The 25,177-nt window shown below is 69.1% G+C and carries 20 protein-coding genes; 13 read left to right on the forward strand and 7 right to left on the reverse strand.

What is annotated here, in order from left to right; all coding sequences use genetic code 11:
• Positions 1–113 precede the first annotated feature (113 nt).
• Positions 114–770, reverse strand: a complete 657-nt coding sequence (locus tag OG568_RS34275; RefSeq protein WP_329534353.1) for a TetR family transcriptional regulator — start codon at positions 768–770, stop codon at positions 114–116.
• A gap of 244 nt (positions 771–1,014) precedes the next feature.
• On the opposite strand from OG568_RS34275, the gene OG568_RS34280 reads away from it, so the two are divergent.
• Positions 1,015–2,505, forward strand: a complete 1,491-nt coding sequence (locus OG568_RS34280) for an MFS transporter (protein ID WP_443077902.1) — start codon at positions 1,015–1,017, stop codon at positions 2,503–2,505.
• Positions 2,506–2,786: 281 nt separating this feature from the next.
• On the opposite strand, the gene OG568_RS34285 is transcribed toward OG568_RS34280, so the two are convergent.
• Together OG568_RS34285 and aceE are read right to left on the reverse strand one after the other, a co-directional pair.
• Positions 2,787–3,554: a potassium channel family protein gene (locus OG568_RS34285; RefSeq protein WP_329534354.1), complete on the reverse strand. Its 768-nt coding sequence runs from the start codon at positions 3,552–3,554 to the stop codon at positions 2,787–2,789.
• A gap of 93 nt (positions 3,555–3,647) precedes the next feature.
• Positions 3,648–6,395 carry a pyruvate dehydrogenase (acetyl-transferring), homodimeric type gene (gene aceE, locus OG568_RS34290; RefSeq protein ID WP_266414219.1) on the reverse strand — a complete coding sequence of 916 codons (2,748 nt, stop codon included), beginning with the start codon at positions 6,393–6,395 and terminating at the stop codon, positions 3,648–3,650.
• A 469-nt stretch (positions 6,396–6,864) separates the two neighbouring features.
• On the opposite strand from aceE, the gene OG568_RS34295 reads away from it, so the two are divergent.
• From OG568_RS34295 to OG568_RS34320, 6 genes are all read left to right on the forward strand, one after another.
• Positions 6,865–7,293 (forward strand): DUF3052 domain-containing protein, encoded by a 429-nt coding sequence (locus tag OG568_RS34295; protein ID WP_329534355.1) that lies wholly within the window; start codon positions 6,865–6,867, stop codon positions 7,291–7,293.
• A 184-nt stretch (positions 7,294–7,477) separates the two neighbouring features.
• Positions 7,478–7,936: a peroxiredoxin gene (locus OG568_RS34300; RefSeq protein ID WP_266421819.1), complete on the forward strand. Its 459-nt coding sequence runs from the start codon at positions 7,478–7,480 to the stop codon at positions 7,934–7,936.
• A 129-nt stretch (positions 7,937–8,065) separates the two neighbouring features.
• Complete coding sequence (locus OG568_RS34305; RefSeq protein ID WP_329534356.1) at positions 8,066–8,641, forward strand: TerD family protein; 576 nt, start codon at positions 8,066–8,068, stop codon at positions 8,639–8,641.
• Between the two features lie 124 nt (positions 8,642–8,765).
• Entirely contained in the window at positions 8,766–9,341 is a 576-nt protein-coding gene (locus tag OG568_RS34310) for a TerD family protein (RefSeq protein WP_054230997.1), read from the forward strand.
• 111 nt (positions 9,342–9,452) lie between these two features.
• Complete coding sequence (locus tag OG568_RS34315; RefSeq protein WP_329534357.1) at positions 9,453–10,601, forward strand: DUF475 domain-containing protein; 1,149 nt, start codon at positions 9,453–9,455, stop codon at positions 10,599–10,601.
• Positions 10,602–10,755: 154 nt separating this feature from the next.
• On the forward strand, positions 10,756–11,496 hold the full coding sequence (locus OG568_RS34320) for a TerD family protein (RefSeq protein WP_329534358.1): 741 nt from the start codon (positions 10,756–10,758) through the stop codon (positions 11,494–11,496).
• A 16-nt stretch (positions 11,497–11,512) separates the two neighbouring features.
• Here the strand turns inward: OG568_RS34320 and OG568_RS34325 are convergent, their stop codons facing one another.
• The gene (locus OG568_RS34325; protein ID WP_329534359.1) at positions 11,513–12,400 is read right to left on the reverse strand and encodes a TerD family protein; all 888 of its coding nucleotides are present in this window, start codon (positions 12,398–12,400) and stop codon (positions 11,513–11,515) included.
• A 189-nt stretch (positions 12,401–12,589) separates the two neighbouring features.
• Between OG568_RS34325 and OG568_RS34330 the strand changes: the two genes are divergently transcribed.
• Genes OG568_RS34330 through OG568_RS34340 form a run of 3 tightly spaced genes read left to right on the forward strand, consistent with a single transcriptional unit; the run spans position 12,590 to position 17,090 of the window.
• Complete coding sequence (locus tag OG568_RS34330; protein WP_329534360.1) at positions 12,590–13,762, forward strand: HpcH/HpaI aldolase/citrate lyase family protein; 1,173 nt, start codon at positions 12,590–12,592, stop codon at positions 13,760–13,762.
• A gap of 47 nt (positions 13,763–13,809) precedes the next feature.
• Positions 13,810–16,263 carry a phosphoribosyltransferase gene (locus OG568_RS34335; protein ID WP_329534361.1) on the forward strand — a complete coding sequence of 818 codons (2,454 nt, stop codon included), beginning with the start codon at positions 13,810–13,812 and terminating at the stop codon, positions 16,261–16,263.
• Positions 16,263–17,090: an HAD family hydrolase gene (locus tag OG568_RS34340; protein WP_329534362.1), complete on the forward strand. Its 828-nt coding sequence runs from the start codon at positions 16,263–16,265 to the stop codon at positions 17,088–17,090. Before OG568_RS34335 ends, OG568_RS34340 begins: the two co-directional genes overlap by 1 nt.
• A 142-nt stretch (positions 17,091–17,232) precedes the next feature.
• Here the strand turns inward: OG568_RS34340 and OG568_RS34345 are convergent, their stop codons facing one another.
• Positions 17,233–17,457, reverse strand: a complete 225-nt coding sequence (locus OG568_RS34345) for an FmdB family zinc ribbon protein (RefSeq protein ID WP_266414233.1) — start codon at positions 17,455–17,457, stop codon at positions 17,233–17,235.
• Positions 17,458–17,792: 335 nt separating this feature from the next.
• Between OG568_RS34345 and OG568_RS34350 the strand changes: the two genes are divergently transcribed.
• From OG568_RS34350 to OG568_RS34360, 3 genes are all read left to right on the forward strand, one after another.
• Positions 17,793–20,216, forward strand: coding sequence for a transglycosylase domain-containing protein (locus OG568_RS34350; protein ID WP_329534363.1), 2,424 nt, complete (start codon positions 17,793–17,795; stop codon positions 20,214–20,216).
• A 111-nt stretch (positions 20,217–20,327) separates the two neighbouring features.
• Complete coding sequence (locus tag OG568_RS34355) at positions 20,328–21,629, forward strand: hypothetical protein (protein ID WP_329534364.1); 1,302 nt, start codon at positions 20,328–20,330, stop codon at positions 21,627–21,629.
• A 156-nt stretch (positions 21,630–21,785) separates the two neighbouring features.
• Complete coding sequence (locus OG568_RS34360; protein ID WP_329534365.1) at positions 21,786–22,922, forward strand: amidase domain-containing protein; 1,137 nt, start codon at positions 21,786–21,788, stop codon at positions 22,920–22,922.
• Between the two features lie 30 nt (positions 22,923–22,952).
• On the opposite strand, the gene OG568_RS34365 is transcribed toward OG568_RS34360, so the two are convergent.
• On the reverse strand, positions 22,953–23,651 hold the full coding sequence (locus OG568_RS34365) for a DUF4383 domain-containing protein (protein ID WP_329534366.1): 699 nt from the start codon (positions 23,649–23,651) through the stop codon (positions 22,953–22,955).
• 137 nt (positions 23,652–23,788) lie between these two features.
• Positions 23,789–25,177 (reverse strand): hypothetical protein, encoded by a 1,389-nt coding sequence (locus tag OG568_RS34370; RefSeq protein ID WP_329534367.1) that lies wholly within the window; start codon positions 25,175–25,177, stop codon positions 23,789–23,791.

Here is a 25,177-nt window from a genome sequence, read left to right on the forward strand (position 1 = left end):
CTCCCGTTACATGAGTGACTGGTATCACGTTTCTCACGGGGTAATTGGGGCAAACCGGGTTCAGTTTCAGATAAATAGTGACGGTGTGTGCCCGGAGTTGATCGTTCCGTTCCTCACTCCGTGCGCCACTTCTCCGCCAACGCCGGGCCCACCTGGTCGAGGTAAAGGGTGGTCAACTCGCGGATCGCCGGGACGCTGTGATCCGCGCCCTCGCTCCACAGACGGCCCGTGATGCGCATCACTCCGCCGAACACGGCCACCGCGACGCGCGGTCTCGGGTCCGCGTCCACGTCGAGTCCCTCGCGCTCGGCGATCACTCGCGCGATCTCCTCCTCCAGTTCCGCGGAGCGGCGCAGATAGGCGGCGAGGAGGGCGGGTGTCGACTCGATCAACCGGTAGGCGCGCATGTGCAGTTCGAGCGGCACGACGGACGCGATCGACTCGCCGATGGTGTCCCAGCCCTCCAGGACGGCGCGTCGCAGCGCCTCCAACGGGGCTTCCTGGGGCGGGCGTTCGCGCACGGCGGCGAGGAAGCGCGCCTCCGCGACCCCCTGGGTGAACAGGGCGACCTCCTCCTTGCCCGCGAAGTAACGGAAGAAGGTGCGCTGCGAGACGTCGACCGCCTCCGCGATCTCGTCGACGGTCGTCCGGTCGTACCCCTGGGTGGTGAACAGCTCGAGGGCGGCCCGCAGCAGCGCCTCCCGGGTGCGCTGCTTCTTGCGTTCGCGCAGGCTCGGCCGGGGCGACGCCTGGGACGCTGTCGTCTCCATGAGGTCCTCTTCTGTCCTTTCAGCCCAGCTCAGCGTACCGGTGGGTGACGTGACAGTTACCGACTTGTGAATTGGTTTGTCAATTGTCAGTGGCTGTCACTAGCCTCGAGGTATGACTAGTCAGACCACCATCGACACGACGGGTTCGGGGGACAAGGCTCCGGTCACTCCGTCGGACAAGGCGCCGTCCGACGGGCTGCGCGGCCATCCGTGGTTCACCCTGTTCACCGTTGCCGTCGGCGTCATGATGGTCGCCCTGGACGGCACCATCGTGGCCATCGCCAACCCGGCCATCCAGAAGGACCTGGGCGCGAGCTTCGCCGACGTCCAGTGGATCACCAACGGGTACTTCCTCGCACTCGCGGTCACCCTGATCACCGCGGGCAAGCTCGGTGACCGCTTCGGCCACCGCCAGACCTTCCTCATAGGCGTGGTCGGCTTCGCCACGGCCTCCGGCGCGATCGGCTTCTCCAGCAGCATCGCCCTGGTCGTCACCTTCCGTGTCTTCCAGGGCCTGTTCGGCGCGCTGCTGATGCCGGCCGCCCTCGGCCTGCTGCGGGCCACCTTCCCGGCCGAGAAGCTGAACATGGCGATCGGCATCTGGGGCATGGTCATCGGCGCCTCCACCGCGGGCGGCCCGATCCTCGGCGGTCTGCTGGTCCAGCACGTCAGCTGGCAGTCGGTGTTCTTCATCAACGTGCCGGTGGGCGTCATCGCGCTGGTCCTCGGCCTGATGATCCTCCTCGACCACCGCGCCGAGAACGCCCCCCGCTCCTTCGACGTCCTGGGCATCGCGCTGCTCTCCGGCGCCATGTTCTGCCTGGTCTGGGCGCTCATCAAGGCCCCGGCCTGGGGCTGGGGTGACGGCCTGACCTGGACGTTCCTGGCCGCCTCGGTGCTCGGCTTCGTGCTCTTCGCCCTCTGGGAGAAGCGTGTCAAGGAGCCGCTGATCCCGCTGGCGCTGTTCCGCTCCGTACCGCTGTCGGCCGGTGTGGTCCTCATGGTGCTGATGGCCATCGCCTTCCTGGGCGGCCTCTTCTTCGTCACGTTCTACTTGCAGAACGTGCACGGTATGAGCCCGGTCGACGCCGGTCTGCACCTGCTCCCGCTCACCGGAATGATGATCGTGGGCTCACCGCTCGCCGGCGCCCTCATCACCAAGACGGGCCCGCGCATCCCGCTGGCGGGCGGCATGGCCCTCACCGCGATCTCCATGTACGGCATGTCCACGCTGGACACGGGCACCAGCGGCGCCGTCATGTCGCTCTGGTTCGCCGGTCTCGGCCTCGGCCTCGCGCCGGTCATGGTCGGCGCCACCGAGGTCATCGTGGGCAACGCGCCGATGGAGCTCTCCGGCGTGGCCGGCGGTCTCCAGCAGGCCGCGATGCAGATCGGTGGCAGCCTCGGTACGGCCGTGCTGGGCGCGGTGATGGCCTCCAAGGTCGACGGCGACCTCGCCGGCAACTGGGCCGACGCCAAGCTGCCGCCGCTCACCCCGGCCCAGCTCGATCAGGCCTCGGAAGCCGTCCAGGTCGGCGCCGCGCCGGTCGCCCCGGGCACCCCGGCCGCACTCGCCGAGAAGATCACGACCGTCGCCCACGACACCTTCATCTCCGGCATGAGCCTGGCCTGTCTGGTCGCCGCCGTGGTCGCCGTCGTGGCGGTCTTCGTCGCGCTCCTCACCAAGCGGGGCGAGAACGCGGACGCGGCGGGTGCGGGCGCCGGCCATATCTGAGCCGATCCGTATGACCAGCACCTTTTCGTGCGGGTTTCACCTATCTGGGTGACGCCGCCGAAGATCCCTCCCGCCCGGCAGCCGTCGCACGTCACAGTGGGTCAAGTCCTCCGCACGACATGGGAGGACCACCGGAACTGCGGCGCGCTGCCGGAGGGGGGCGGCGCGCCCGCAGTCCGAAGGGGGCGGGAGCGCCCCTTCATGGGGCGCCCCTGAAGGGGCGCGGGGAACTGCGCGCCCAGCCACATCGGACCCGCACCCGACAACGAACCCCCCGCGCGCTAGCGCGAATGCTCTTCCGCACCCCCTGGCACCGGGTGCCGAACCCCACCAGCCAGCGCAGCCACCTCCGCCCGGAGCGCCCGCACCTCCTCCGTGAGCGACTCGATCGCCGCCGTCTGCCGCCGTTCCTCCACGTCGTCCTTCTCGAACCGTGAGATGAACCACGCGGCGATGTTCGCGGTCACGACACCGAGCAGCGCGATCCCGGAGAGCATCAACCCGACCGCGATCATGCGCCCGAGACCGGTGGTCGGCGCGTGATCGCCGTACCCCACCGTCGTCATCGTCGTGAACGACCACCACACGGCGTCACCCAGCGTCTTGATGTTCCCGTTCGGCGACTCCCGCTCCACCGACAGCACCGCGAGCGAGCCGAACATCAGCAGCCCGACGACCGCGCCCCCGACGTAGGTCGTCAGCCGGATCTGCTGGTCCATCCGAGCCCGCCGCCCGACCAGCGTGAGCGTCGCGACGAGCCGCAGCAGCCGCAGTGGCTGGAGGATCGGCAGGATCACCGCGCACAGGTCCATCCAGTGCGTACGGACGAAGTCCTTGCGGTCCCGCACGAGTATGAGGCGCACGAGATAGTCGGCGGCGAACGCGCCCCACACCGTCCACTCCACGGCCGTGCACACGCCCGTCAGGCCACGGCTCGCGTCGCTGTCCACGATCGGCACGGCATAGGCGATGGCGAAGGCCACCGCGAGTCCCAACAGGGGCCGCTGCGTGCGCCGCTCCCAACGGACCTGCACCGATTGCTCGTTCATGTCCGCATCGTAGGTGCACACAGCACCCCGTAAGGGGCGCGGGAAACCGGGCGACCGGCTCCCCGCGCGCCCACCGGCGCTCGCGCGGAGCGCCTACGCGTCGCCGCCCGCGGCGCCCGGGTCGGCCGACGCCACGTCGAGCAGCTGATAGCGGTCGATCGCCTGCTTCAGCACCGAACGGTCGACCTTGCCCTCGCGGGCCAGCTCGGTCAGCACCGCGACCACGATCGACTGCGCGTCGATGTGGAAGAAGCGCCGGGCCGCGCCGCGCGTGTCCGCGAAGCCGAAGCCGTCCGCGCCCAGCGACTGGTACGTGCCCGGCACCCACCGCGAGATCTGGTCCGGAACCGATCGCATCCAGTCGGAGACGGCCACGAACGGACCCTCGGCGCTGCTCAGCTTCTGCGTCACATAGGGGACGCGCTGCTCCTCCTCGGGGTGCAGCAGATTGTGCCGCTCCACGTCGACGGCCTCGCGCCGCAGCTCGTTCCAGGAGGTCGCCGACCAGATGTCGGCGCGCACGTTCCACTCCTCGGCGAGGATCCGCTGCGCCTCGACCGCCCACGGCACGGCGACACCGGAGGCCAGGATCTGCGCCGGGACGGAACCCGAAGTCCCCTCCGAGTAGCGGTAGATGCCCTTGAGGATGCCGTCCACGTCGACGTTCGCGGGCTCGGCCGGGTGCTGGATCGGCTCGTTGTAGACGGTGAGGTAGTAGAAGACGTCCTCGCCGTGCGGGTGTTCGTCGGACGAGCCGTACATCCGGCGCAGACCGTCCTTGACGATGTGCGCGATCTCGAACCCGAACGCCGGGTCGTACGCGACACAGCCCGGGTTGGTCGAGGCGAGCAGCTGCGAGTGGCCGTCCGCGTGCTGAAGACCCTCACCGGTCAGAGTCGTACGACCGGCGGTCGCGCCCAGTACGAAACCGCGCGCCAACTGGTCGGCCATCTGCCAGAACTGGTCGCCGGTGCGCTGGAAACCGAACATCGAGTAGAAGACGTAGACCGGGATCAGCGGCTCGCCGTGCGTGGCGTACGCCGAACCCGCGGCGATCAGCGAGGCCGTGCAGCCCGCCTCGGAGATACCGTCGTGCAGCATCTGGCCGGTCGGCGACTCCTTGTAGGCCAGGAGCAGATCGCGGTCCACGGACTCGTACTGCTGGCCGAGCGGGTTGTAGATCTTCGCGCTCGGGAAGAACGAGTCCATGCCGAAGGTGCGGTACTCGTCGGGCGCGATCAGCACGAACCGCCTGCCGATCTCCTTGTCCCGCATGAGGTCCTTCAGCAGTCGCACGAACGCCATGGTCGTGGCGATCGACTGCTGGCCGGAGCCCTTCTTCACACCCGCGTAGGCCTTGTCGTCCGGCAGGGCCAGCGGCTTCGACCGTACGACGCGCGTGGGGACGTATCCGCCGAGCCCCTTGCGGCGGTCGTGCATGTACTGGATCTCTTCCGAGTTCCGGCCCGGGTGGTAGTACGGCGGCGCGCCGGACTCCAGCTCCTTGTCGGAGATCGGCAGGTGCAGACGGTCCCGGAAGCCCTTGAGGTCGGCGACCGTCAGCTTCTTCATCTGGTGCGTGGCGTTGCGGCCCTCGAAGTTCGGACCGAGCGTCCAGCCCTTGACCGTCTGCGCCAGGATCACCGTCGGCTGGCCCTTGTGCGCCTTGGCCGCCGAGAACGCCGCGAAGATCTTCTTGTGGTCGTGACCGCCGCGTCCCAGGTGCAGGATCTGGTCGTCGGTCATGTTCTCGACCATCGCCCGCAGCCGGTGGTCGTCACCGAAGAAGTGCCGGCGGATGTAGTCGCCCGTCTCGGTGGCGTACGTCTGGAACTGACCGTCCGGAGTGGTGTTCAGCTTGTTGACCAGGACGCCGTCGCGGTCCTGCGCGAGCAGCGGGTCCCAGGTGCGGTCCCAGACCAGCTTGATGACGTTCCACCCGGCGCCCCGGAACTGTGACTCCAGCTCCTGGATGATCTTGCCGTTGCCGCGCACCGGGCCGTCGAGGCGCTGGAGGTTGCAGTTGACGACGAAGGTCAGGTTGTCCAGGCCCTCCCGAGCGGCGATGGACAGCTGTCCGAGCGATTCCGGCTCGTCCATCTCGCCGTCCCCGAGGAACGCCCAGACGTGTGACTTGGAGGTGTCCGCGATGCCGCGCGCCTCCATGTAGCGGTTCATCCGCGCCTGGAAGATCGCGCCGAGCGGGCCGAGGCCCATGGAGACGGTCGGGAACTCCCAGAAGCCCGGCATCAGCCGCGGGTGCGGGTACGAGGACAGGCCGTACGGAGCCTTCGACTTCTCCTGCCGGAACGCGTCGAGCTGCTGCTCGGAGAGCCGGTCGAGGAGGAACGCGCGGGCGTAGATACCGGGGGAGGCGTGCCCCTGGAAGAAGATCTGGTCGCCGCCGTCGCCCTCGTCCTTGCCACGGAAGAAGTGGTTGAAGCCGACGTCGTAGAGCGAGGCGGAGGAGGCGAAGGTGGCGATGTGACCGCCGACGCCGATGCCGGGACGCTGGGCGCGCGAGACCATCACGGCGGCGTTCCACCGGGTGGCGTTGAGGACCTTGCGCTCGATCTCCTCGTTGCCGGGGAAGAACGGCTCGTCCTTGGTGGCGATCGTGTTGACGTAGTCCGTGCTGCGCATCTCGGGCACGGCCACGCGCTTCTCGCGGGCCCTCTCGATCAGCCGCAGCATCAGATAGCGGGCGCGCTCACGGCCGCGCTCGTCGACGGCGGCGTCGAGGGAGTCGAGCCACTCCTGGGTCTCTTCGGGGTCGAAGTCCGGGACCTGACTGGGAAGGCCGCCAATGATGATCGGATTGCGATCGGATCCGGAAACCACGCTGTTCCTTCACTGTCAGAGGGCCGTGTGAGGGCTGCCCGAGGGGTTGTCTGGGAGGCTGTCCGGGGCGGGTTTTCGGTCTGTCCGCACCGTTGCCCATCGTGTACCTCGGGAACGGAATCGTCATCTCTACCGAGAGGTAACCAACACATTCCTGCAGTTGGTTGGGACGTGCCCGACCAAAACGCAACGATACGCTCACTCCGTGACGCGTTCCGCAAAGCCGTTCGGGTCTCGTACGCTCCAAGGGTTCCGAAATCCGCAAATGGGGCAGAAGTGTGTGGTGTGCGTCACTTATGGCCTTGAATCCTCGCCTGAGGTTGCGCCGACACCGCCGGGATCGTCACCGTTTCGGCGGTCTCGACGGCCGGGTACTTGCGCGATCCGTCCCGCCCGTGTGGACTACGGCCAATGCTGCGCGTACGCGCGTGGCTGAGACATCTACCGAAACATGATCAGGAGGCAAGCCGTGAGCGCGACCGCGGACCACGCGGAGGAGCGGACCAACCCGGCCGGCAGGCTGGGGTTCGAGCCCGGACAGGTGGTCCAGGAGATCGGCTTCGACGACGACGTCGACCACGAGCTCCGTGAAGGTATCGAATCGTTGATCGGCCAGGATCTGGTCGATGAGGACTACGACGACGTCGCTGACGTCGTGTTGCTGTGGTTCCGCGACGAGGACGGCGACCTTACGGACGCTCTGGTGGACGCCATCGGTCTCCTTGAGGACGGCGGCATGATCTGGCTGCTGACCCCGAAGACCGGCCGGGACGGCTACGTCGAGCCCAGCGACATCAGTGACGCCGTCCAGACTGCCGGCCTCTCCCAGACGAAGAGCATCTCGGTCGGGAAGGAGTGGTCGGGCACGCGTCTGGCCACACCCAAGTCGAAGCGCTGAGCTCTCGCTCCGTCTGCCGCACCAAACCACCCAAGAGGCCCCTGTCGGCGTCCCGCCGTCGGGGGCCTCCCCCATGCCCCGGGGCATCCCGCGCGGCGTGCGTCGGGGCGTGGCCGGTGGGGCGGGGGGTGCTGCGTAGGGTGGGGTTCACCCGAACAGGCCCTTGGAAGGGAAGCGTGTGACTATGGCGATCGAGGTCGGCACCGAGGCACCGGACTTCGAGCTCAAGGACAACCACGGCGCCACCGTGAAGCTGTCCGACTTCCGCGGTGAGAAGAACGTGGTGCTGCTCTTCTACCCGTTCGCCTTCACCGGCGTGTGCACCGGAGAGCTGTGCGCCCTGCGCGACGAACTGCCGAAGTTCGTCAACGACGACGTCCAGCTGCTGGCCGTCTCCAACGACTCCATCCACACCCTGCGCGTCTTCGGCGAGCAGGAGGGCCTGGAATACCCGCTGCTCTCCGATTTCTGGCCGCATGGCAACACTTCACGCGCGTACGGCGTCTTCGACGAGGGCAAGGGTTGTGCCGTGCGCGGCACCTTCATCATCGACAAGGCGGGCGTCGTCCGCTGGACCGTCGTCAACGGTCTGCCGGACGCGCGTGACCTGAACGAGTACGTGAAGGCGCTCGACACTCTGTGAGCCCGACACCCTGTGATTGTTCGGTCGCAGGGCCTGCAGGGTGCGGGAACCCGTCACTAGGATCGACACGTTGATCCGATACCAACGCACGACGGGGCTCCCCGCCCCTGGACACCATTGGGAGGACTCGTGGGAGTCAGCCTCAGCAAGGGCGGCAACGTATCGCTGACCAAGGAGGCCCCGGGACTGACCGCGGTCATCGTCGGTCTGGGATGGGACGCCCGAACGACCACCGGCGTCGACTTCGACCTCGACGCCAGCGCCATCCTCACGAACACCGAAGGCAAGGTGAGCACCGACCAGAACTTCGTGTTCTTCAACAATCTGAAGAGCCCGGACGGTTCGGTCGAGCACACCGGGGACAACATCACCGGTGAAGGCGAGGGCGACGACGAGCAGATCAAGGTCAACCTCGCCGCCGTTCCCGCCGACGTCCAGAAGATCGTGTTCCCGGTTTCCATCTACGACGCCGAGAACCGTCAGCAGTCCTTCGGCCAGGTCCGCAACGCGTTCATCCGCGTGGTGAACCAGGCCGGCGAGGCGGAGATCGCGCGTTACGACCTCTCCGAGGACGCCTCGACGGAGACCGCGATGGTCTTCGGAGAGCTGTACCGCAACGGCCCGGAGTGGAAGTTCCGCGCCATCGGCCAGGGCTACGCCTCGGGCCTGCGCGGTATCGCGCAGGACTTCGGCGTCAACGTCTGAGCCGTACGGCCTTCGGCTCCAGGTCCGGCGCCGCACCCTTCATGGGCGGCGCCGGACCCGCTGGACCACCGCGCGCTGGCCGCGCGGCACAACTGAAAGTCTGACCTCGGGGAGGACCAGCATCATGGGCGTCACGCTCGCCAAGGGAGGCAATGTCTCCCTCTCCAAGGCCGCACCCAACCTCACGCACGTGATGATCGGGCTCGGCTGGGACGCGCGCTCCACCACCGGAGCCGACTTCGACCTCGACGCCAGCGCCCTGCTGTGCAATTCCGGCCGGGTGCTCGGCGACGAGTGGTTCATCTTCTACAACCAGCTCAAGAGCCCGGACGGCTCCGTGGAGCACACCGGCGACAACCTCACGGGTGAGGGCGAGGGCGACGACGAGTCGATCCTGATCGACCTCTCCAAGGTGCCGGCCAACGTCGACAAGATCGTGTTCCCGGTCTCCATCCACGATGCCGACAACCGTGGCCAGACCTTCGGCCAGGTCAGCAACGCGTTCATCCGTGTGGTCAACCAGGCCGACGGCCAGGAGCTCGCCCGCTACGACCTCTCCGAGGACGCCTCGACGGAGACGGCGATGATCTTCGGCGAGGTCTACCGCTACAACCAGGAGTGGAAGTTCCGAGCGGTCGGTCAGGGGTACGCGTCCGGTCTGCGTGGCATCGCGCTCGACTTCGGAGTCAATGTCTCTTAGGGCCCGCCCGAGTCAGCCGAAGGGGCGGCCCTCTAGACTTCGTGGTCAACAGTAGGTAAAGCCGAGTGCGGCGCGGGGGAGACCCGTACACACACGATGATTGGGTAGCCAGTGCTTCTGAAAACCTTCGGCTGGTCGTTTGCGGTCACCGCGCTCGGCTTGGTCGCAGCGGTGATCTACGGGGGGTGGACCGCCTTTGGCATCGTGGCGATCCTGGCCATCCTGGAGATCTCGCTGTCCTTCGACAACGCGGTGGTCAACGCCGGAATCCTGAAGAAGATGAATGCCTTCTGGCAGAAGATCTTCCTCACGGTCGGTGTGCTGATCGCCGTCTTCGGCATGCGCCTGGTCTTCCCCGTCGTGATCGTGGCGGTCACGGCCAAGAAGGGCCCGATCGAGGCGGTCAACCTCGCGCTGACCGACAAGGACCAGTACCAGCAGCTGGTCACGGACGCCCACCCGGCGATCGCCGCCTTCGGTGGCATGTTCCTGCTGATGATCTTCCTCGACTTCATCTTCGAGGAGCGCGACATCCAGTGGCTGCGCTGGATCGAGCGCCCGCTCGCCAAGCTCGGCAAGGTCGACATGCTGTCGGTCTGCATCGCGCTGGTCGTGCTGCTGGTCTCCTCCATGACGTTCGCGGTCCACGCCCACCAGCACGGCGGCGCGCACATCGACAAGGCGCAGACGGTGCTGATCTCCGGCATCGCCGGCCTGATCACGTACATGGTCGTCGGCGGACTCTCCGGATACTTCGAGGACAAACTCGAGGAGGACGAGGAGCGGGAGCACGAGGAAGAGGAGGAGGCGGCGCGGACCGGCAAGAAGAAGCCGGCCGTCGTCCTCGCCGGCCAGGCCGCGTTCTTCATGTTCCTCTACCTCGAGGTCCTGGACGCGTCCTTCTCCTTCGACGGTGTCATCGGCGCCTTCGCCATCACCAACGACATCGTGCTGATGGCGCTCGGCCTCGGCATCGGCGCCATGTACGTCCGCTCGCTCACGGTCTACCTGGTCCGCCAGGGCACCCTCGACGACTACGTCTACCTGGAGCACGGCGCGCACTACGCGATCGGCGCCCTCGCCGTGATCCTCCTGGTCACCATCCAGTACCAGATCCACGAGGTCATCACCGGTCTCGTCGGTGTCATCCTGATCGCCTGGTCCTTCTGGTCCTCGGTGCGCCGTAACAAGGCGCTCGCGGAGGCCGAGGGAAAAGCGACGGCCTCGGACGAGAAGACTGAGATCTCGTCCGGGGTGTGAGACGCCCTCCGGACCGGGGAGAGGCGGCGCACCCTCGGTGCACGGGGGTTGGCACCCCTCCGGTTGAGGAACGCTCTGAGCGGGGCGGCCGTCGAGGACGAGTCCTCGTGGCCGCCCCGCCGCACATCCGGACAACAGGGGGCGGGACAAGGCGATGGGCTTCTGGGACGACCTGTGGCGCGGACGTTCGACGGACTTCGACTCCGGCAGTGCCGCCACCAACTCCATAGAACTGACCAAGCGGAACCACACGGTCTCGCTCACCAGACAGGGCGCGGCCACCGGCAACCTGCGCATCAACCTGTCCTGGCGCATGCGTACGTCGGACATCGGCGGCGGCCAGCAGGGCGGCAGCCTGTTGCGGCACCCCTTCAAGACCTTCAAGCCGGACGTGGTCCAGGCGCACACCCAGAGCATGGTGAACGTCGACCTCGACCTGGGCGTCATGTACGAGCTCACGGACGGCTCCAAGGGCGTGGTGCAGCCGCTGGGCAACTTCCTCGGCGACATCAACGACCCGCCGTACGTGAAGCTCAGCGGTGACGACCGGTTCGGCTCGGCGTCCGGGGAGACGGCCTACGTCAACCTCGACCACCGCGACGACATCAAACGGCTCCTGGTCTTCGTCTACATCTACGACCAGACGCCCGCTTTCGACCGCACGCACGCCATCATCACGCTCTACCCGAGCAACGGGCCCCGGATCGAGATCGGCCTCGATGAGCGGCATCCGCAGGCCCGCTCCTGCGCGGTGGTGATGATCGAGAACAACAAGGGCGAGATCACCGTGCGGCGTGAGGTGAAGTTCGTGTACGGGTTCCAGGCGGAGCTGGACCGGTTGTACGGGTGGGGGCTGCAGTGGGGGCGCGGGTACAAGTCCAAGGCGGACCGTTGACGTCGCCTGTCACGCCCTAGCGTCCGATGAACTGTGGCCCTTGCGGCGGCAGCCTGAAATCCGGGTCGGGCAGGGAGCCGACCGCCTGGGGGAATCCGTAGGCCGGCTGGACGGCCGGGGCCGTCTGGGGCTGCGGGTAGCCGTAGGCGGGCTGGCTGGTCGGCTGGGGATAGCCGTACGCGGGCTGGACGGGAGCCGTCTGCGCGGGCCCCGGATAGCCGTAGGCGGGCTGCTGGGGCACCGGAGGGGCCTGCTCGGGCGGAAGTGGCACCGAGGTCTCCGGGGAGCCCGCGGGGTCCGCCCAGGCGGTCGCGTCGGGTACGGGTGCGGCGGCCTCGGGATCCGACTCGTCCACCGTGATCCCGAAGTCGGAGGCGAGCCCCTCCAGACCGTTCGGGTAGCCCTCGCCGAGTGCGCGGAACTTCCAGCCCTGACCGCGCCGGTACAGTTCGCCGCAGATCAGCGCCGTCTCCGTACCGGTCTCCGGCTTGATGTCGAAGTGGGCCAGCGGCTCGCCGTCCGAGCCGGTCGCGCTGGTCGTGCCGGACGCGTCGTACAGCAGGATGCGTAGGGCGCTCACCTGGTCGAAGGTGACGCCGTCCGCCGATGCGACCAGCAGAATCTGTCCTACGCCGGACTCGACACCCGCCAGATCCGTCTGGATGGTGTCGGTGAGGCCCTCGGCGACACGTTTCTTGCCGAGGCGCCACACCTTGCCGGAAGGATGGCGTGGCTGGTTGTAGAAGACGAAGTCCTCGTCGGATCGCACACGACCGTCGGGACCGAGGAGAAGCGCCGAGACATCGACATCGGGGACACCCTGTCCGGGCGTCCAGCGCAGCACGGCGCGTACCGCTGTGGCGTCCAGCGGGACGTTCGACCCCTTCAGCATCGCGTGCGTCATGCGGTCATCCTGCCCTCTCGGTCCTGGTCACGACAACGCGGGGGTAAGGATTGCCGGTCGGGATGTGCAGGCAACCGACACGGCCGAGTTACCTGAACTTCACGCCTGGTGGGAACGACTGACATGGATTTGTACGTACTATTACCGGCCACCTCACATAGGTCCATCTAGCCGCCACGGGGGAGTTTCATGCGTCATTTCGGGCACATCGCCCCTGAAGAGCGGCAGCGTCTCTTCCATCGGGAGCCGTGCGTCTTCACCGCCGACTCGCCCGCCCGCGTGCTCGCGGCGGCCCTCGGCGCCACCCTGTACAGCCCCGCGACCAGACCCCACCTCGCCGACGACGTCATCAAGCAGGCCGGGCGCGGCGTGGTCTCCATGGTGCTGTGCCTGGAGGACTCGATCGACGACGCCGAGGTCGTGGGTGCCGAGGAGAACCTGGTCCGGCAGTTCGCCGACCTCGCCGGACGGCCGGAGAGCGACGGGCTGCTCCCGCTGCTGTTCGTACGGGTCCGCGAGCCCGCGCAGATCCCGGACCTCGTCCAGCGGCTCGGCGCGTCCGTACGGCTGCTGTCCGGATTCGTCCTGCCGAAGTTCACCGAGGAGCGGGGCGTTCCGTTCCTGGAGGCGCTCACCGCGGCCGAGTCCGCGAGCGGCCGGCGGCTGTTCGCGATGCCGGTCCTGGAGTCGCCCGGGCTGCTGTACCTGGAGAGCCGCCGGGAGACCCTGGAGGGCATCTCCCGGGTCGTCGACAAGTACCGCGACCGCGTCCTCGCGCTGCGCCTGGGCGTCACCGACTTCTGCTCGGCGTACGGGCTGCGCAGGGCGCCCGACATGACCGCGTACGACGTCCAGATCGTCGCCTCCGTGATCGCGGACGTGGTGAACATGCTGGGGCGCTCGGACGGCACCGGGTTCACGGTGACCGGGCCCGTGTGGGAGTACTTCCGGGTCCAGGAGCGCATGTTCAAGCCGCAGCTGCGCCGCAGCCCCTTCCAGGAGGGTGAGGTCGAGGAGCTGCGTCAGGCGCTGATCGAGCACGACCTGGACGGGCTGCTGCGCGAGATCGCCCTCGACCGGGCCAACGGTCTGCTCGGCAAGACCTGCATCCACCCCTCGCACGTCCCGGCGGTGCACGCGCTGTCCGTGGTCAGCCACGAGGAGTACAGCGACGCCCAGGACATCCTCAGGCCCGAGCGGGGCGGCGGGGGTGTGCTTCGGTCGGCGTACACGAACAAAATGAACGAAGTGAAGCCGCACCGCGCCTGGGCCGAGCGGACCCTCCAGCGCGCCGAGGTGTTCGGTGTGGCGAACGAGGACATCGGCTTCGTGGAACTGCTCGCGGCCGCCCTGCCTGCGTGAACCGCGCCGGCTCGACCGACCGGCCTCGACCGACCGACAAGGAATCGATGAAGAACGTGGTGTGGACGGGGACCTGGGTCGCCGAGCGGCTGGGAGTCGAGCTCGTCGGTGACGAGAGGCTGACCGACCTGCTGGGGCTCGCGCTGCGGCGCAACCCCCGCCGGGCGCATCTGCTCGTGTCGAACGTGCTCGGCAAGCACGTCCCGCAGTCGCCGTCCGTGGTGTACGGACACGGGTTCGCGCTCGGCCGGTGGGTACGGGAGCTGCTCGGCACCGAGGACGCCCGCGCGGCCGTCGTCCTCGGGTACGCCGAGACGGCCACCGGCCTCGGCCACTCCGTCGCCGACGGCGTGGGCCTCGCGCCCTACCTCCACTCGACCCGCCGCCCCGTCCCCGGCGTCGACACGGCGGGCGGCTTCGAGGAGTCCCACTCCCACGCCACCTCCCACCTCCTGCTGCCGGAGGACCCCGGTCTGCTGGCGGGCCCGGGCCCCCTGGTCCTCGTCGACGACGAGTTCTCCACCGGCAACACGGTCCTCAACACCATCCGCGACCTCCACGCCCGCCATCCGCGCGACCACTACGTGATCGTGGCCCTGGTCGACATGCGCTCGGCCGCGGACCTGGGCCGTCTGGAGGAGTTCGCGACGGAGATCGGCGCACGGGTGGACCTGGTCGCCGCGGCAACGGGCACCGTGAAGCTCCCGGAAGGTGTCCTGGAGAAGGGCCAGGCCCTGGTCGCGCGGTACGAGAAGGCCGCGGCCGACGGCCCGGGGGAGCCCACCGCGCCCACCGCGCGCCGTCCCGGCGCCGTCCGCGTCGAGCTCGACTGGCCCAAGGACCTGCCCGACGGGGGACGGCACGGGTTCACGCCCGGGCACCGAATACGGCTGGAGGCGGCGCTGCCCGCCATGGCCGCGCGGATCGCCGACGCGCTGCCGGACGGGGCGCGGCGCGTCCTCGTGCTCGGCTTCGAGGAGCTGATGTACGCGCCGCTCAGGCTGGCCACGGAGCTGGAGCGGACGGTGTCCGCCGAGGTGCGGTACTCCACGACCACCCGCTCCCCGGTGCTCGCCCTCGACGACCCGGGTTACGCCATACGGACGCGCCTGGTGTTCCCCGCCCACGACGACCCCGACGACGGACCGGGCGAGCGGTACGCCTACAACGTCGCGGAGGCCGGTTTCGACGCGGTCGTGGCCGTGGTGGACTCCACCGGCGACACCCCCGACCTGCATGCCCCCGACGGCCTGCTGGCCCGGCTCGCGGAGCACACTCCGAGCGTCCTGCTCGCCGTCGTCCCGTCGTACGTCCCCGCACGGCCGTCCACCGAAAGGCCCTCCATGCTCCCCGAGCCCCTCCGCGGCCCCGCCTTCTCCTCGTACGCGCCCGACGAGGTCGGCTGGCTGCTGCAGGACCTCTCGGACGTGACGCTGGAGGCGCCGACCGAGGAGCGCGAGGAGGCGATCCAGAGCGGCGGCGCCCACTACGCGGAGTCGTTGCCGGTCGAGTACCAGCCCAGCCCCCAGTACCAGGAGCTGTTCCAGGCGGCCCTGGGCACCTCGGCCGCCCGGATCGCCCAGGCCGTCGGCGCGGTGACCGAGCTGGTGCTGGCCGAGCGCTCCCCGCGTCCGGTCCTCGTCTCGCTGGCCCGCGCGGGCACCCCCGTCGGCGTCCTGATGCGCCGCTGGGCCCAGCACCGGCACGGTCTCGACCTGCCGCACTACGCCGTCTCCATCGTCCGCGGCCGCGGCATCGACGCCAACGCGCTGCGCTGGCTGGCCGCCCACCACGACCCGGCCGACGTCGTGTTCGTCGACGGCTGGACCGGCAAGGGCGCCATCACCCGCGAACTCGCCGACGCCATCAGGGAGTTCGAGTCCGCCGAGGGCGTCACCGGCTTCGACCCGGAGATCGCGGTCCTCGCCGACCCGGGCTCGTGCGTACGGACGTACGGCACCCGCGAGGACTTCCTCATCCCCTCCGCCTGCCTCAACTCGACGGTCTCCGGCCTGATTTCGCGTACCGTGCTGCGCTCGGACCTGGTAGGCGAGTACGACTTCCACGGCGCGAAGTTCTACCGCGAGCTCGCCGGCTCCGACGTCTCGGTCGACTTCCTGGACGCCGTCACCGCCCACTTCCCCGACGTCACCGACGCGGCCTGCGCCCAGGCCAAGGAGCTCCTCGCCGCCGACCGCACCCCGACCTGGGAGGGCTGGGCGGCCGTCGAGCGGATCAGCGAGGAGTACGAGATCCACGACGTGAACCTCGTCAAGCCGGGCGTCGGCGAGACCACCCGCGTGCTGCTGCGCCGCGTCCCCTGGAAGATCCTCGCGCGCGCCGGAGCGGGCGCCGACCTCGACCACGTACGCCTGCTCGCCCAGCAGCGCGGGGTGCCCGTCGAGGAGGTCGACGAACTCCCTTACACCTGCGTGGGGTTGATCCACCCGAAGTACACGCGCGGCGCGACCGGCGCCGACGGCAAGGCGGTGACGGTCTGATGTCCGCGCCCAAGGTGCTCGTCGCCAGCGATCTCGACCGTACGCTGATCTACTCCTCCGCCGCCCTCGCGCTGACCATGCCGGACGCGCGGGCACCCCGGCTGCTCTGCGTCGAGGTGCACGAGGCCAAGCCGCTGTCGTACATGACCGAGACGGCCGCCGCGCTGCTCACCGAGCTCGGTGACACCGCCCACTTCGTGCCCACCACGACCCGCACCCGCAAGCAGTACCAGCGCATCAACCTGCCGGGCCCCGCGCCCGAGTACGCGATCTGCGCCAACGGCGGGCATCTGCTCGTCGACGGTGTCTCCGACCCCGACTGGCACGCGGCCGTGACCGCGCGGCTCGCCGACGAGTGCGCGCCGCTGGCCGAGGTGCGGGACCATCTGGCGGCCACCGCCGACCCGGTCTGGGTCCGCAAGCACCGGGTCGCCGAGGACCTGTTCGCGTATCTGGTGGTGGAGCGCGAGCTGCTGCCCGAGGAGTGGGTGAAGGAGCTCGCCGTCTGGGCGGAGAGCCGGGGCTGGACGGTGTCGCTGCAGGGCCGCAAGATCTACGCCGTGCCGAAGCCGCTCACCAAGAGCGCGGCGGTGCGCGAGGTGGCCCGCCGCACCGGCGCCCTCCTCACGCTCGCCGCCGGTGACTCACTCCTCGACGCCGACCTGCTGCTCGCCGCCGACCGCGGCTGGCGGCCGGGCCACGGGGAACTCGCCGAGGCCGACTGGACGGCACCGGCGATCACCGCCCTCCCTGAGCGGGGGGTCGCGGCGGGGGAGCGGATCCTGCGGGAGTTCATGCACGCCTGCGGTCGCCCGGGCGCGGCCTGAGCGCGAGACCGGGCGCGGCCTGAGCGCGGGCCGTGCCCGGCCTGTGCGGCGGCCACGTACGGTCTGAGAGCGCGACACGCCCGGGCCGAACGGGGGATTCGGGCGAAGAAAAGCTGAAGACTTCCTGAAAAATCCCGGTCGGTCAGCCGCAGCAACCGCCGCCGCAGCACCCGCCTCCGCCGCCTGCGGAGGGGCGTGGGGCGGGCGCGGACGCCGACACGCCGGTGGCGACCGCGACGGTCGACAGGAGTTTCACGGTGTCGTCGTGCCCGGCGGGACAGTCCGCCGGAGCGGCGGATTCCGCCATCGGACGGCTCAGTTCGAAGGTGTCGCCGCAGGTCCGGCAGCGGTACTCGTAGCGAGGCATACGCACAGGTTAGCGGCCGGGAGCCGACGACCGAAGCCTTCCGCGGCCCCGTCGTGCACCGATCGGCGCCGCGGTCCCGGAGGCGGACCTCCTCGATTCCTCCTCGATTCCCGCCCGGTGCCTTCAGAGGGCCGACTTGACCTGCCGAACATTTCTGTCTGGTTCCTGAGCGAGGAGATCGTATTAGTCGCTGATAATTTAAGAGGGCCGCGACGAGCCGCAAGGTCGGGGATGGGGGGCTCGCAGCCGCATGTGCGGCCGCTGCATCTACCCGCGCGCGCAATTCCGAAGTGCGGAGGGAGACGCAGTCGTGACCGAGGCATGGCATCGAACAGATGCCCCGTATCCCCTGGGCCGTCCACGCGCCGGAGCCCGCCGTGGCTAGCGGGGAGCGCGACGACCGCTCGAACAGTCGCCGCGGGGGCGAACCCGAACAGCCCGCGAGCCGCCGTACGCGGAAGGAAAGCCCCGCTGAGGAGACCACTCAGCTGCGCGTGCCGCCGCAGGCCGAAAGCCCGGCTGAGCTGACCACTCAGCTGCGCGTGCCGCCCCCGCCCGAACGCCCGGCTGAGCTGACCACCCAGCTGCGCGTACCGCCCCAGCCCGAAAGCCCCGCCGAGCTGACCACCCAGCTCCGTGTCCCGTCCCCCGCCGAGCTGACCACCCGGCTACGCATCCCGTCTCCCTCCGAGGATGCCGATGAGACGCACCCCGGAGCGGAGGAAAGTACACAACGAGCCGATGGAGCGACGAGTTCACGCCATCGTGGCGCTCGCCGCAAACCGGCCGTGCCCTCCGCGCTCGCCGGACGCTGGGCGCGCGTCGCCCGCCGTCTGAGACCGGCGTACCCGCGTCCCGGCCGCACCGGCTGGCGGCGCTGGGTGCCCTCCTGGCGCCAGTGGCTGGGCGCCTGGGGCCTGGCCATCGGGCTGAGCGGAACGTTTCTGGTGATTGCCTACGCCGCGACAGACATACCCCAGAACCTCAACACGTACGCCACCCAGCAGGACAACGTCTACTTCTGGTCCGACGGGACGCCCATGGCCCGTACCGGGTGGGTGCGGCGGCAGGCGATGCCGCTGAAGGACATACCCCAGGACGTGCGCTGGGCGGTGCTCGCCGCGGAGAACGAGAGCTTCTACTCCGACCCGGGCATCTCCTTCAAGGGCATCAGCCGCGCCCTGGTGCGCACGGTCGGCGAGGGGAACACCGAGGGCGGTTCGACGATCACCCAGCAGTACGTCAAGAACGTCTACCTGAACCAGAACCGCTCGGTGAGCCGCAAGTTCACCGAGGCGATGATCTCCCTCAAGCTCGACCAGAAGATGAGCAAGGACAAGATCCTCGAGGGCTACCTCAACACCAGCTGGTTCGGCCGCGGCACGTACGGCATCCAGCGCGCCGCCCAGGCGTACTACGGCAAGGACGTCGGCCAACTCGACGCCAGCGAGGCCGCGATGCTCGCGTCCCTGCTGAAGGGCGCGGGCCTGTACGACCCCACGCTGAGCCAGGCGAACCACAAGCGCGCCGTGGAACGCTGGTCCTGGATCCTCGACCGCATGGTCAAGATCGGCAAACTGTCGCCGGCCGAGCGGGCCAAGTACACGAAGTTCCCCGAGCCGACCACGCAGTCCCAGACCTTCGACACCGGCAAGCAGAGCGACTACCTGGTGGAGCTCGCGACCCAGTACGCCAAGAAGGCCGGGCACATCTCGGACCAGCAGTTCGACCTGGGCGGTTACCAGATCTACACGACCTTCGACCGCAAGCGGGAGACGGCGCTCACCGACGCCGTCGCCAAGGCCCGCAAGAAGGCTCTGAAGGACGACCCCAAGACGGCGAAGGCCGCCCACTACGGGGCCTCCTCGGTGGCCGCCGACGGCAAGATCCTCGCCGTCTACGGCGGCCCCGACCACCGTACGCAGGGCTACAACGAGTCCAACGCGACCACCGTGCCCGCAGGTTCGGCGTTCCTGCCGTTCGTCTACGCGGCCGGTCTTGAACACGGCATCCACAAGACCCGCGACAGCACGGCGACACCGGTCACGCCGGAGACGCTCTACGACGGCAACGACAACATCCCTGTCACCACACCCGAAGGGCCCTACTGGGACCGCGCCAACAAGAAGGTCGCCGCCCACAACGACGGCAACAAGTCCTGGGGGCGGATCAGCCTGCGCCGGGCGCTCGCCGAGTCCGTGAACGTGCCGTTCATGCAGCTCGGCATGGACACGGGCCTGGACAAGGTGCGGCAGACCGCGGAAGCGGCCGGGCTGCTCTCGTCGAGCATGGGACCCCAGGTGCCCGCGCTGTCCCTGGGCAACTCCACGCCCAGCGCGATCCGGATGGCCAACGCCTATGCCACCTTCGCCGCGGGCGGGTCGCACATCGAGCCGTACTCCGTGCGACGCCTCACCCGCAACGGCTCCCAGGTCGCCCTGGCCACGCCCCGCCCCGAGCGCGCGGTGAGCGCCGAGGTGGCCCGTGAGGTCACCGAGGCGCTCACGGACGCCTTCGGCAGAGCGCATCCCGCAGTGGCCGGCAGCGCACCGGACGCGGCCGGGAAGGCCGGCACCACGGCGGACGACACGGCCGCCTGGTACGTCGGCACGAACGACTCCGTGTCGACCGCGGTCGTCCTCTACCGCATCGACCTGACCAAGAGCCTCGAACCACTGCCGCTCAAGGGGCTCGCGGGCGCGTCCGCCGACGACGTCCCGTACGGCATCTGGGCCGGCGCCATGAGCCCGCTCGGCTGACCGCGACGGCCACGAGGCCGCCCACCCCGACGGCCGACAGGCCACCGCGCACCCCGACGGCCGAGAGGCCCCCGCCCGCTCCTTCCACCCCCCTCGCAGAATGTGCCCCGTATGAACTCGAAGCACAGCGGTCGCCGCCGCCGCGACCCCGCACCCGCTCCTGGTTCCGCCCGCCAGGGTTTCGTGGCCATGGCGGCCTTCCTCGTCGTGACGTCGACGACCGCCACCTTCCTGGCGCTGAACCACTCGGACGACACCACACCGGCGGCCTCGGCCGGCGGGCCCCGCTCCGGGACCAGCACCACCAAGACGACCAAAGAACCCCCGTGGGACGGCAAGACGAAGGTGCTCGGGGACGGCTCCACGTCCTACACCGGGCCGCAGAAGGGCCAGTTGAAGCCCGTCCCGCTCAAACCCGGCGAGAAGCCGCCCCAGTTCGTCGTCTTCTCCTGGGACGGCGCCCTCCAGGGCGACGACAACCTCTTCTCGCACTACCAGGAGCTGGCCAAGCAGTACAACGCGCATATGACGTTCTTCCTGACCGGCATCTATCTGCTGCCCAAGGACAAGAAGACGCTCTACGAACCGCCGATGCACGCGCCCGGCTCCGCGGCGATCGACTACGCCACCAACGAGCACATCCGGGACACGGTGGAGGAGCTCGGCAAGGCGTGGAAGGACGGCAACGAGATCGGCACCCACTTCAACGGCCACTTCTGCGGTGACAAGGGCGGCGGGGACTGGAGCGTGGCGGAGTGGGAGAGCGAGATCAAGCAGTTCTTCTCGTTCGTCGAGAAGTGGAAGACCAACACCGGCGACAGCGACCTGCCGGCCCTGCCGTTCGACCCCGTACGTGAGGTCAGCGGCGGGCGCGCGCCCTGTCTGGAGGGCCAGGAGAACCTGCTCAAGGCCATGAAGGCGACCGCCAAGGACTACGACTGGCGCTACGACGCGAGCTCCCCGGGCGGCCTCCAGATATGGCCCACCAAGAAGGAGGGCGTCTGGGACTTCCCGCTCCAGCAGCTCCCCTACGAGGGCGGCAAGTTCCAAGGCCTGTCCATGGACTTCAACTTCCTCGCCAACCAGTCCGGCGACTCGACCCAGGGCGATCCGGCCCGGTACCTCGAGTGGGAGCAAGAGACCGTCGCGTCGTACATGAACGGTTTCAACCGGGTGTACTACGGCAGCCGCGCACCGCTGTTCATCGGCAACCACTTCGAGGACTGGAACGGTGGCATCTACATGAAGTCCGTCGACCAGGTCGTCAAGAACGTGTGCACGAAGAAGGGCGTTCGCTGTGTGTCCTTCCGTGAACTCTCCGACTGGCTCGACGTGCAGAAGCCCGGGACCCTGGAGCGCCTGCGCGGTCTGGATCCCGCGCAGTCCCCGGACTGGTCGACGGTGGTGAAGTAGCCGTGGAGGGCGTCCTGACTGTCGGTGCGTCAACTTACCGTTTGCGTAAGAGAGTTGACCTCGCCGTGCACGAAATCCACCCGGGTTCACCACAGTTGAGGAGGACGTGTAAAGATTCCCTCCCCGGTGCCTGATCGGGGATAAGGAGAATCATCAGTGAGATCAAAGACGTTGAGCCGATGCTCGACCCTGACGGCGATCGCCGTCTCCGCTGTCCTGCTGCCCCTGTCCGCCGCCCATGCGGCGACCGCGCCCGGCACCGTGAACCGGGCGACGAGCGACGCCTTCGGCCGGATGGCGGACGCCGTGCTCACCGACCGTACGGCCGCCCTCCTCGACAAGAGCCAGACGGCACCCCGCACGGCCCTCGCGTCGAAGGGAGGCGTCAAGCTGACCGCCGCGCTGACCAAGACGGAGGACACCGCGGTGACCTCCCTGCGCGGCACCCGTTCCCGCCTCGCGGCGCTGGGTGAGGCCTACACCGCCGCCGACACCAAGGTCACCGTCGACAGGACGCGGGTTCTGGGGAAGGTGGCCACCGCCTGGGTCACCGAGACCACCGTCCTGACGTACAAGAAGATCCACGGCGACGAGCCCGACACCACGGGCTTCGACGCGCACCACGTCCTGACCTTCGCCGCCCAGTCGGACGGCACCTGGAAGCTCTCGGACCTGCGCACGACGGACAAGGGCCTTCCCCAGGTCAACCAGCCCGTCACCGCCGCGCCCGCGCGCATGCGTCCGATGGCCGTTGTCGACGCCCCCCCGGCAGCGACCTCGTATCCTGCGCCCGCCAACCCCAAGAAGCTCACCGGCGGCACGTACGACTACGCGGCGATGGCTACCTACGCCGAGAAGTACTGGAAGAACTACAACACGGCCTACCGGAAGTTCAACGGGGTCGGCGGTGACTGCACCAACTTCGTGAGCCAGAGCCTGCTGGCGGGCGGCTGGCAGCCGATCAGCACCGTGACTCCGGAGGAGTACGACACCTGGTACTACGTCGCCAACGGCCAGTCCGACTCGTGGGCGGGCGTGAACGAGTGGTCCTGGTTCACCCAGACCGCCAATCGCACCACACCGCTGGCGAACGTCTACCAGATGGACGTCGGTGACGTCCTGCAGATGGACTTCGACAAGGACGGGTCCAAGGACCACACCATGATCACGTCCTACCGCAGCTCCAGCGGCATCCCGTACCTGACGTACCACGACGCCGACACCTACCGCCGGTCGCTGTCGAGCCTCATCGCGTCGTACCCGACCTCGGCGTACTACGCGTACCGCACCTGATCACCGGGTCACCTCAGCGCCTGAGGTGACCTAGGGATCCGTGGTCCCGGGCGGCTCGGTGGGCTTGGACTCGGACGACTTGGTCTCGGACGACCTGGTCTCCGTCTCCACGGCCTTGGTTCCCGTGCCGCCCACGGCCCCGGGCGTCGGCGCGGCCCTGTGCGACTGCTGCAGGGCCGTTGCCGAGGCCGACTCCCGCAGCGCCTGGATCCGCTCCGCCCGCTCGGCCTCCTCGGGGTGGCGGGCTTTGTAGTACGGGTTGTCGTGCGGCAGGGCCGAGCCGACCCTCCCGTACATCCCGAAGAACATCAGCAGGACGCCGACCACAAAGCTGAACAGCACGTTCTGGATGCGGAAGGCGAGGAAGTTGTAGCGGCCGTCCAGCAGCGCCAGGTTCAGGAAGCCGTTGAGGATGAACAGGACGCCGAAGACCATGTTGAGCGTCGAGGCGAAGTTCCCGCCGATCACCATGCCCACGAACAGCAGCAGCCCGACACAGATGGACAGCACGCTGAGCGAGCCGTTGGTGTTCAGCCCTATGACCGTGTCCCCGTGGGTGGTGAAGTAGCCGACCCTGTTGGCCAGGCCGAGGATGCCGAAGGCGAGCAGGAAGAGGCCCATCAGGCCCGCGCCGATCCGGTAGAACGTGTTCAGCCGGTGATCGACCGGCAGATGGTCGTCGAAGGCGATGCGTCGTCGGGATCCGGGACGAATTACGTGCGTGGCCATGTCCGCCTCCCTCTCCAGCTAGCGGAGGCCGTACGTACAACCCAGCATCCGCCACGAGACCGGGGACCGCCAACACCGGAGACCGGGGACCGCCGGCACCGGGCGCCGCGGACAGGGCTGACCGGCGCCGGAGAAGCTCAGGCCGGGCCGCCGCGCTCCTCGCGGATCTGGGAGACCACGCGGGCCGTCGTCGCCCGCACCGCCTCCGTCTCGGTCAGGAAGTGCCAGTAGTCGGGGTGGCGCCCCTCCAGCGTGGCGATGGCCCGCTCGAGCCGGGCGACGGAGTCGTCGAGCGGGCGGGCGTGCCGCGGATCCGGGGTGTTGCGGCCCGACATGGCCAGGCGCTGGGCGTCCCGGATGGCGAAGCGGGTGCGGTCGATCTCCTGCTGGGGGTCCTTGGACACGGCGTTCAGCCGCCGCAGCCGGTCACCTGCCGCGGACACGGCCTCGTCGGTGCCGTTCAGCAGCGCGCGCACGGTGGACAGCAGCGAGGTCGCGTCCGGCCAGCGCTGCGCGTCGCGCGCGGCCTGCGCCTCCTTCAGCTTCAGCTCGGCCTGCCGTACGTTCTCGGCGGCCTGCTCCGGCACATGCTGCAGGTCCTGCCAGCACGCGGCCGAGAACCGGCGCCGCAGCTCGCTCAGCACCGGCTCCACCTGCCCGGCGCGGGTGGTCAGCGCCTGGGCGCGGGTGCGCAGGGACACCAGCCGGTGGTCGATCTCCGCGGCCCGCTCCGGCAGCCGCTCGGCCTCCGCGCGCACCGCCCCGGCCTCCCGCGAGACCCGCTCGGCGCGCTCCAGCGTCTCCGGTACGCCGTGCTGTCCGGCCCCCTGGTTGAGCTTGGTCAGCTCGGGCCCGAGCGCGGCGAGCCGAGCGGCGAGATCATCGGCTCTGAGCCCTGTCTCCCGTACACCGTCGAGGGCGTTCGAGGCGGCGAGCAGGGCCTGCCGGGCGCGCTCGACGGCGGGCGCGAGCCGGGCGAGCTGCGTCTCGGCCTTCCCGAGCAGCGGCCCGAGCCCCTGACCGAACCGGTCCAGGTCCTGCTTGACCCGCCCCAGCTGGTCCTTGGCGGCGATCAGCTCGGCGCGGGCGCGCGCGGCGACCGACGCCTCGAGCTCGTCCCGGTCGAGGTCGTGGGCGTCGACGGCCTCGATGTACTTCTGACTGGCCTCGTCGATGCGCCGGCCCAGCGCCTCGAAGTCGGAGACGGCGCGGCGGGCCGCGGGGGTGTCGTCGACGGCGGTGATGGTCTCGATCGAGATCCGCAGATCGCGCTGGGCGGTGTCCAGCTCGTAGAAGGCGGCCGCGGCGGCGTCCTTCGCGGCCTGCGCCTCGGCCCGCTGACTCTCGGCGCGCCCGCCGAACCAGCGCCGGGTGCCGCCACCGGCGAAGGCGGCGGGCAGGGCGAGGGCGGCGAGGAGGGGGAGGGTGACGAGGGTCAGTACGTCACGGTACGGATGAGGCTGACGGCGTACCGACTGCGCGCGTGGCGCGAACGGCGTGTACGGCTCTGAAGGTGTCGCCGTCAC

Origin of the sequence: Streptomyces sp. NBC_01450, from assembly GCF_036227505.1 — a bacterium.
Lineage (GTDB): Bacteria > Actinomycetota > Actinomycetes > Streptomycetales > Streptomycetaceae > Streptomyces.